We start from the raw sequence: 7,787 nt of genomic DNA, 5'->3' as shown, positions 1-7,787 counted from the left end.
GGTGGGGGGCGGCTCCCCCTCGTCCTGCGTGGTGTCCTCGCGTGAGGCCGGAGCCTTTGCGGAGGGCGCGGTCGCGGCGGTCCCCGCGGTCTCGCTGTCGTGTTTCGACGTGTCCGCGGGGTCTTCCTCGGAACGGACGGTGGCAGCGGTGTCGGCGCCCTGCGCGGGGGCGTCCGCCTCGGGGTGGTCGGGGTCGGCAGTCGGGGCCGCAGGGCCTGCGTGGTGCTGGGCCGGCTCGTCGTTGCCGGACCGCGGCTGCCCGCTCCCGCCGCTCTCGTCCACGGTGTCCCCTCGTTCGAAGCGTCTTCCGCACCTGCCGGCGGAAGGGTCTCGGGACGATGGTATGCGGCGGCCGTCACGCGTTCCGCCCCGGCACCCCCTCTGTTTTCTCTGTTGTCGCAGGGGGCTCGGCCGCGACTGGGTCACTGTCAGTGGTGGGCCGTAAGGTCTGGGGTCATGGAGACGAGCACTGAGGGCGCGGCCGAGACCCCCGGCGGCGGGATCGCGGAAGTGGATCCGCCGGCACGGGACGAGCAGGCGACGACGCAGGGGACGGCGGTCACGGCGGCCGTCGCCGAGGCGCCTGTCGCCATAGCGCCCGCGTCCCTGTCGCCGTCGCGTGCCAGTGACTTCATGCAGTGCCCGCTGCTGTACCGGTTCCGGGTGATCGACCGGCTGCCGGAGAAGCCCAGCGAGGCGGCGACGCGGGGCACTTTGGTGCACGCGGTCCTCGAGCGGCTCTTCGACGCCCCGGCGGCGGAGCGGACGCCGCCGCGGGCCAAGTCGCTCATCCCGGGTCAGTGGGACCGGTTGCGGGAGACCCGGCCGGAGGTCGTGGAGCTGTTCGCGGACGATCCGGAGGGTGAGCGGCTGGCGCGGTGGCTGGGTGAGGCGGAGCGGCTCGTCGAGCGGTGGTTCGGCCTGGAGGATCCGACCCGGCTGGAGCCCGCCGAGCGCGAGCTGTTCGTGGAGGCCGTGCTGGACTCGGGGCTGAAGCTGCGCGGGATCATCGACCGGGTGGATGTGGCGCCGACGGGGGATGTCCGCATCGTCGACTACAAGACCGGCAAGGCGCCCAGGCCGGAGTACGCCGAGGGTGCCCTGTTCCAGATGAAGTTCTACGCCCTGGTGGTCTGGCGGCTGAAGAACGTGATCCCGCGCCGTCTTCAACTCGTCTACCTCGGCAGCGGTGACGTCCTGACGTACGACCCGGTCCTCGCCGACCTGGAGCGTGTCGAGCGCAAGCTGCTCGCGCTGTGGGAGGCGATCCGGCTGGCGACGGAGACGGGTGACTGGCGGCCCCGCCCCACCAAGCTGTGCGGTTGGTGCGACCACCAGGCCCACTGCCCGGAGTTCGGCGGCACTCCCCCGCCGTATCCCCTGGCGGTGAGGGCGGCCGAGTCCGGCGACGACCAGCAGGGCAGAATGGGGCGGGACTAGCGAAGGAGACTCACGTGGCCATCCGCGTCCTACTGGTCGACGACCAGCCGCTGCTGCGTACCGGCTTCCGGATGATCCTGGAAGCGGAGCAGGACATCGCTGTGGTCGGCGAGGCCGGCGACGGGCTCCAGGCGCTCGACCAGGTGCGGGCCTTGCAGCCCGACGTGGTCCTGATGGACATCCGCATGCCGCGGATGGACGGTGTGGAGGCAACCCGGCAGATCACCGGCCCCGGGCGGGACGGCCCGGCGAAGGTGTTGGTACTGACCACTTTCGACCTCGACGAGTACGTGGTGGAGGCGTTGCGGGCGGGGGCCAGCGGCTTCCTGCTCAAGGACGCCCCGGCCAACGAGCTCGTGCAGGCGATCCGTGTGGTCGCCGCCGGTGAGGCGATGCTCGCGCCGAGCATCACGCGCCGGCTGCTCGACAAGTACGCCACGCATCTGCCGTCGGGCGACGACCCCGTCCCGGACACCCTGCACACGCTCACCGACCGTGAGGTCGAGGTGCTGAAGCTGGTGGCGCGTGGGCTGTCCAATGCCGAGATCGCCGCGGACCTGTTCGTGAGCGAGACCACCGTGAAGACGCATGTGGGTCACGTCCTCACCAAGTTGGGGCTGCGCGACCGGGTGCAGGCGGCGGTGTACGCGTACGAGAGTGGGCTGGTGCGCCCCGGCGCACAGTAGGAGCACGTCGTACGACGGCCAAGGGCGCCCCTTCGTGAGAAGCGGCGCCCTTCGTCGTGTCCGGGTGTCCGGCCTCAGCCCTTGCTGATCTCCCAGAAGCGGAAGACCGTCGAGGCGTCGAGGCAGTACTCCAGGCCGTAGACGTCCTCGCGGACGACCGCGTACTGCTTGGCCTGCCAGAGCGGGATGACCGGGAGCTCTTCGGCGACCAGGTCCTGGAGGCGGCCGTAGTCGTTGTCGGTCGCGGCGCGGTCGCTCTGGGCGGCCGTGCGCGGGATGAGGGTGGCGGTGATCGTGTTGTTGTCGTAGTTGTTGTCGAGCACGTTGCCCTTGCCGAAGAAGGGGGCCGTGAAGTTGTCGGGGTCCGGGTAGTCGGGCACCCAGCCCTTCACGTAGACGCCGTACTTGCCGTCGGCGATGTCCTTCTCGTACTGCTCGAAGTCGACGGACTTGACGTCGGCGTCGAACAGGCCGCTCCTGTTGAGCTGTCCGGCGATCGCCTTGAGCTCCTGATCGGTGCCCGGGCCGTAGCGGGTGGGGGTCGACCAGAGGGTCAGTTCGACCTTGCCGGTGATGCCGTCGGCGTTCAGCGCAGCGGCGGCCTTGGTCTTGGACGGGTTGGCGCCGTAGGTGTCGAAGTAGGCCGTGTTGTGGCCCGCGATACCGGCCGGGATGATCGAGTACAGCGAGGTGGCGGTGCCCTGGTAGACCTCTGTCATGAGGGCGTCGCGGTCGAGCAGGTAGGCGATGGCCTTGCGTACTGCGAGCTGTCCGGCGACCGGGTCGTCCATGTTGAAGACCAGGTGCTGGACCTCGGCGCTGGTGCCGTCGACGAGTTCGACGCCGGCGTCGGTGCCGGCGGCCTCGATGTCCGCGATGTCGCTCGCGCTGAGGCCTCGGTAGGCGATGTCGATCTTGTTGTCGATCAGGGACTGCTTGAGCTCGTCCTGGTCGCCGTGGAAGAACTTCAGGGTGACGCCGGAGTTCTGTACGTCGGCGGTGCCCTTGTAGTTCTCGTTGACGGAGAAGACGGCCTCGTCGTCGCCGAACGAGTCCAGCTTGTAGGGGCCGGAGCCGACCGCGTCGCCGTCCTTGCGCAGCCCGTCGGCGTCGTACTGCTGGTGGTCGACGATGGAGCCGGCGCCGGAGGCGATCTTGCTCGGGAAGGTGGCGTCGGGTGTGTTCAGCTTGAAGACGACCGTCTTCTCGTCCGGCGTCTCGACCTTTTCGAGCATGGGGAACATGATCGCGGGCCCGGCGTCGTCGTTGATCTTCAGCATGCGGTCGAAGGAGAACTTGACGTCCTCCGAGGTGAGCGAGTCACCGTTGCTGAACTGCAGGCCGTCCTTGAGCGTGCACGTGTAGACCCGGGTCTCGGTGTCGCTGAACTCGCAGCTCTCCGCGGCCTCGGGCTCGGGCTCCGTGCCACCCTTGGGGAAGCTCAGCAGCGACTGGAAGACGTTGTTGAACAACAGCCAGGATCCGGGGTCGTAGCCGGACGCGGGGTCGGTGGCCAGGACGTCGTCCGACATCCCCATCACCACGTTGGAGCCGTCGCTCCCCGAGCCCCCGTTCTCCGTACCGCAGCCGGTCAACAGGCCGGAGGCCAGTCCCGCCATCATCGGCAGGACCGGCCACTGGTTACGCATGTTCACTTACGGATGCCCTTGTCGTCGGTTGGCGAATCCCGGGGCCGTCGTCCGCGGCCCGGGCGGGGGGACGGATCAGCCGCTCACGCCACGGCCGAGCTCCCACAGCTGAAGGGTCGAGGAGGAGTTGAGGACATAGGCGGTGCCCGTGACGTCGTCGCGGGCGGCGACGTACTGCTTGCCCTGCCACAGCGGCAGCACGGGGACGTCGTCGGCGACGATGTCCTGGATGTCCGTCAGGCTGCTGGAGGCGGACAGCCGGTCGGCCTCGCGGCGGGACTCCGGGATCAGGGTGTTGCGGATCTCGCTGTTGGCGTACGGCGAGCCGAGGAAGTTGTCCTTGTCGAGGAACGGCGCGAGGTAGTTGTCGGCGTCCGGGAAGTCGGGGAACCAGCCCATGCCGTAGACGTCGTACTCGCCCTTCTGCTCGGCGGGGCGGAAGGTCGCCCAGGGCGCTCCCTTGATGCTGACGTCGAACAGGCCGCTGTCGTTGAGCTGCTTCTGGAGCTGCTCGAACTCGTTCTTGGTGGCGGCGCCGTAGTGGTCGGTCGTGTAGTGCAGGGTCAGCTTGACCGGGGTGGTGATGCTCGCCTTCGTCAGCAGCGCCCGGGCCTTGGCCTTGCTCGGGTCGCCGTACTTGTTGAAGAACGAGTTGGAGTGGCCGGTGATGCTCGCCGGGACCAGCGAGTACAGCGGCTCGGCCTCGGAGCCGTAGACCTTGGAGACGAGTTCGCTGCGGTTGACGACCTGGGCCATCGCCTGGCGCACGGCCTTGGTCTTGACGGTCGCGGCGTCGGTGTTGAAGGCGAGGTAGCGGATCTCCAGGCCGGGCATCTCGACGAGGTCGACGTCGTCGTCCGAGGAGGCGGAGAGCTTCTCGATCTGCTCGGGCGACATGGTGCGGGACATGACGTCGATGTCACCGTCGTTCAGGGCGGTGCCCATGGCGTCGGCGTCCTCGAAGGAGCGCAGCTCGACCTTGTCGTTGTTCACCTCCAGCGTCCCCTTGTAGTGGGGGTTCTTGGTGAACACGGCGTCGACGAGCTCATCGTTCTTGACGTCGGCCGACATGGTGTACGGGCCGGAGCCGTCGACGTCGAAGCCGTCGCGCAGGCTGCCGCGCTGGTAGTCGTCGGGGTTGACGATGCCGGCGACGGGGGTCGACAGCTTGTACGGGAACGTGGCGTCGGCCGTCTTGAGGTGGAAGATCACCTCGCGGTCGCCCGTGGTCTCGACGGTGTCGACGGTGGACAGCAGGGCGAAGACACCGCTGTCGGCCTTGAGGGAACGGGCGCGGTCGATGGAGTACTTGACGTCCTCGGCCGTGATGGCGTCGCCGTTCGCGAACTGCAGGTCCTTGCGCAGGGTGCAGGCGTAGCGCTCGTTGCCGGTGTCGGTGAAGCGGCAGCTCTCGGCGGCCTCGGGCACGGGTTCGCCCTCGCCGCGCGGCTGGATCATCAGGGTCTGCACGGTCTGGCGCAGGATGTTCCAGGTGCCGACGTCGTAGGCGTAGGCCGGGTCGAGGGGCGCGGGGGCGTCCTGCGAGGCGGTGAACCGGTCCGTGGTGCCGACGACGATTCCGTCCCCGCCGCCACTGCCGCCGTCGGACCCACCGCACGCGGCGAGGACCGGCGCGAGCAGACCGATGACGGCCGGCAGCACCAAAGTCTTGCGGTTCATGCTCGAGTTTCTCCAGAGCTGTTGAGTCCGTGTACCCGGCATGCATGGGTGGTGCGGCGGGTCACGGGGGTTTCGTCGATGTTCTCGCGACGAGATTAGTCCGCACCTGCACGAGGGTTGGCGGCCACCGGAGTTGAGCTGCCATCACGCAGCGAAACCGGGTGTGGACGCATTGAAAACCCGACAGGGGAAGGATTGCGTGCAGGGTCCCATCAATCGGGACACAAGGGCACGCGCAAGCCGCCCGAACCGGGCGTCGAAGCACACACCTCATCGAGTGTCGATCCCCCGTCGCGTGGGGAACGTCACATCCCCAACGGTTTCTGTCCGTACCGGAATTCGGCCATCCATCGAGCTTTGTGAATTCCTTTGCGTGCACCCGGGAAAAGCGGTCCCTATCGGTGCCGCACGCTGGGTGAACGCTCAGCGCATTTCCGTCATCAGACCGCGCAGAAATGCCAGGTCCACCTCCTCGAGCGAGGTCACGACAGTGCGCCGGGCGGCCGGGGCGATGGGTGCGACCGAGGGCACGGCCACGACATGGCAGCCCGCGGCCTCGGCCGCCGCGATACCGGTCGCGGTGTCCTCCACGACCGCGCATCTGGCCGGATCCACGCCGAGACCGGCGGCGGCGAAGAGATACGGGTCGGGGTGCGGCTTGGTCCGGGCGACCTCGTCCCCCGCCACGGTGAGCGCGAAGTTCTGGGGGCCGAGCGTGGTGAGCACCCGGTCGATGATGCGCCGGTGCGAGGCGGAGACCAGGGCCGTGGGGATCTCGTACTCGGCGAGCTCGGCCAGCAGCCGGGCGGCGCCCGGCATCAGCGGCAGGGTGCGGCCGATGCGGTCCTCGAACCCCTGGTTGAGCAGCACCGACAGCTCGGCGAGGGTGATGTCGGCACCGGTGGCCTCGATCAGGAACCCCGCGCTGCGGGTCATGGGGCCGCCGACCACCACATGGCGCCATGAGTCGTCGAGGGTGTGGCCGAGGCCGGCGAAGATCTCGACCTCGACGTCCCACCAGAACCCCTCGGTGTCCACGAGGGTGCCGTCCATGTCGAGGAGCACCGCCTGCAGGGCTGAGCCTTCGGCCGTACGGGTTACTGGCGCGGGGACCGTGCTGGTCATCCTGGCGCACCTCCTTGAGGGACGATCAGGCCGACCCCCACGAAGGGGGCCGGCCTGCGGTGGACCGACCAGTGTACGTCGCGGTACGACGACATGCCTTGTTTAACCGGTGTGCCCAGGGGCACACCGAAGTCACGGTGGAGGGGTGCTTCAGCGTGCGTTGAAGTACTTGGCCTCGGGGTGGTGGATCACGATCGCGTCCGTGGACTGCTCGGGGTGCAGCTGGAACTCCTCGGACAGCTGGACGCCGATGCGTTCGGGCTGGAGCAGGTCGGCGATCTTGGACCGGTCCTCGAGGTTCGGGCAGGCGCCGTAGCCGAGGGAGAAGCGGGCGCCCCGGTACTTCAGGGCGAACATGTCCTCGATGTCGCCCGGGTCCTCACCGGCGAAGCCCAGTTCCGAACGCACGCGGGCGTGCCAGTACTCGGCGAGGGCCTCGGCCAACTGGACGGACAGGCCGTGCAGTTCGAGGTAGTCGCGGTAGGAATTGGCCTCGAAGAGCTTGGCCGTCTCCTCGCCGATGCGGGAGCCGACGGTGACGACCTGGAGGCCGACGACGTCCGTCTCCCCGGACTCCTCGGGGCGGAAGTAGTCCGCCAGGCACAGTCGGCGGCCACGGCGCTGGCGCGGGAAGGTGAAGCGGGTGCGCTCGTTGCCCTGGTCGTCGAGGATGATCAGGTCGTCGTCCTTGGACACGCACGGGAAGTAGCCGTAGACGACGGCAGCTTCGAGCAGGTTCTCCGTCTGGAGCTTGTCCAGCAGGCCGCGCAGCCGGGGCCTGCCCTCGGTCTCGACGAGTTCCTCGTACGTCGGTCCGTCGCCCGCGCGGGCCTGCTTGAGGCCCCACTGGCCCTTGAAGAGGGCGCCCTCGTCGAGCCAGGTCGCGTACTCCTTGAGCTGGATGCCCTTGATGACGCGGGTGTCCCAGAACGGCGGGGTGGGCACGGGGTTGTCCACGGCGACGTCGGAACGGACGTGGCCCTCCTCGGGGCGCTCGTCGACCTCGACGGCGGCGGCCGCACGCACCCTTCGCTGCTTCAGCTCAGGGAGCTTCGCGCCGGGTACGCCGCGCTTGACGCCGATCAGGGCGTCCATGAGGCGCAGGCCTTCGAAGGCGTCGCGGGCGTAGCGGACTTCGCCCTCGTAGATCTCGTGCAGGTCCTGCTCGACATACGCGCGCGTCAGGGCCGCGCCGCCCAGAATCACG

The 7,787-nt window shown here is 68.8% G+C and carries 6 protein-coding genes and 1 pseudogene; 2 read left to right on the top strand and 5 right to left on the bottom strand.

Annotation, left to right across the window (positions count from 1 at the left end; all coding sequences use genetic code 11):
• Positions 1-282, bottom strand: a pseudogene (locus tag TN53_RS39825) (peptidase); the annotation flags it as partial.
• Positions 283-456: 174 nt separating this feature from the next.
• Here TN53_RS39825 and TN53_RS39820 point away from each other — a divergent pair.
• Both TN53_RS39820 and TN53_RS39815 read left to right on the top strand, forming a co-directional pair.
• Positions 457-1,440, top strand: coding sequence for a RecB family exonuclease (locus TN53_RS39820; protein WP_046263745.1), 984 nt, complete (start codon positions 457-459; stop codon positions 1,438-1,440).
• 14 nt (positions 1,441-1,454) lie between these two features.
• Complete coding sequence (locus TN53_RS39815) at positions 1,455-2,126, top strand: response regulator (RefSeq protein ID WP_046263744.1); 672 nt, start codon at positions 1,455-1,457, stop codon at positions 2,124-2,126.
• A 74-nt stretch (positions 2,127-2,200) separates the two neighbouring features.
• Here TN53_RS39815 and TN53_RS39810 read toward each other — a convergent pair whose 3' ends face one another.
• From TN53_RS39810 to TN53_RS39795, 4 genes are all read right to left on the bottom strand, one after another.
• Positions 2,201-3,781: an ABC transporter substrate-binding protein gene (locus TN53_RS39810; protein WP_046263743.1), complete on the bottom strand. Its 1,581-nt coding sequence runs from the start codon at positions 3,779-3,781 to the stop codon at positions 2,201-2,203.
• Between the two features lie 69 nt (positions 3,782-3,850).
• Positions 3,851-5,455, bottom strand: a complete 1,605-nt coding sequence (locus tag TN53_RS39805) for an ABC transporter substrate-binding protein (protein ID WP_046263742.1) — start codon at positions 5,453-5,455, stop codon at positions 3,851-3,853.
• A gap of 423 nt (positions 5,456-5,878) precedes the next feature.
• Positions 5,879-6,580 carry an HAD family hydrolase gene (locus TN53_RS39800; RefSeq protein WP_046263741.1) on the bottom strand — a complete coding sequence of 234 codons (702 nt, stop codon included), beginning with the start codon at positions 6,578-6,580 and terminating at the stop codon, positions 5,879-5,881.
• 150 nt (positions 6,581-6,730) lie between these two features.
• Positions 6,731-7,787: vitamin B12 dependent-methionine synthase activation domain-containing protein (locus tag TN53_RS39795; protein WP_046263740.1), on the bottom strand; the 1,057-nt coding region annotated here is incomplete at its 5' end.

This window comes from Streptomyces sp. WM6386 (assembly GCF_000972385.1).
Lineage (GTDB): Bacteria > Actinomycetota > Actinomycetes > Streptomycetales > Streptomycetaceae > Streptomyces.
Note: the sequence above shows the minus strand (reverse complement) of the source record. Positions and strands in the feature narration are given on the sequence as shown.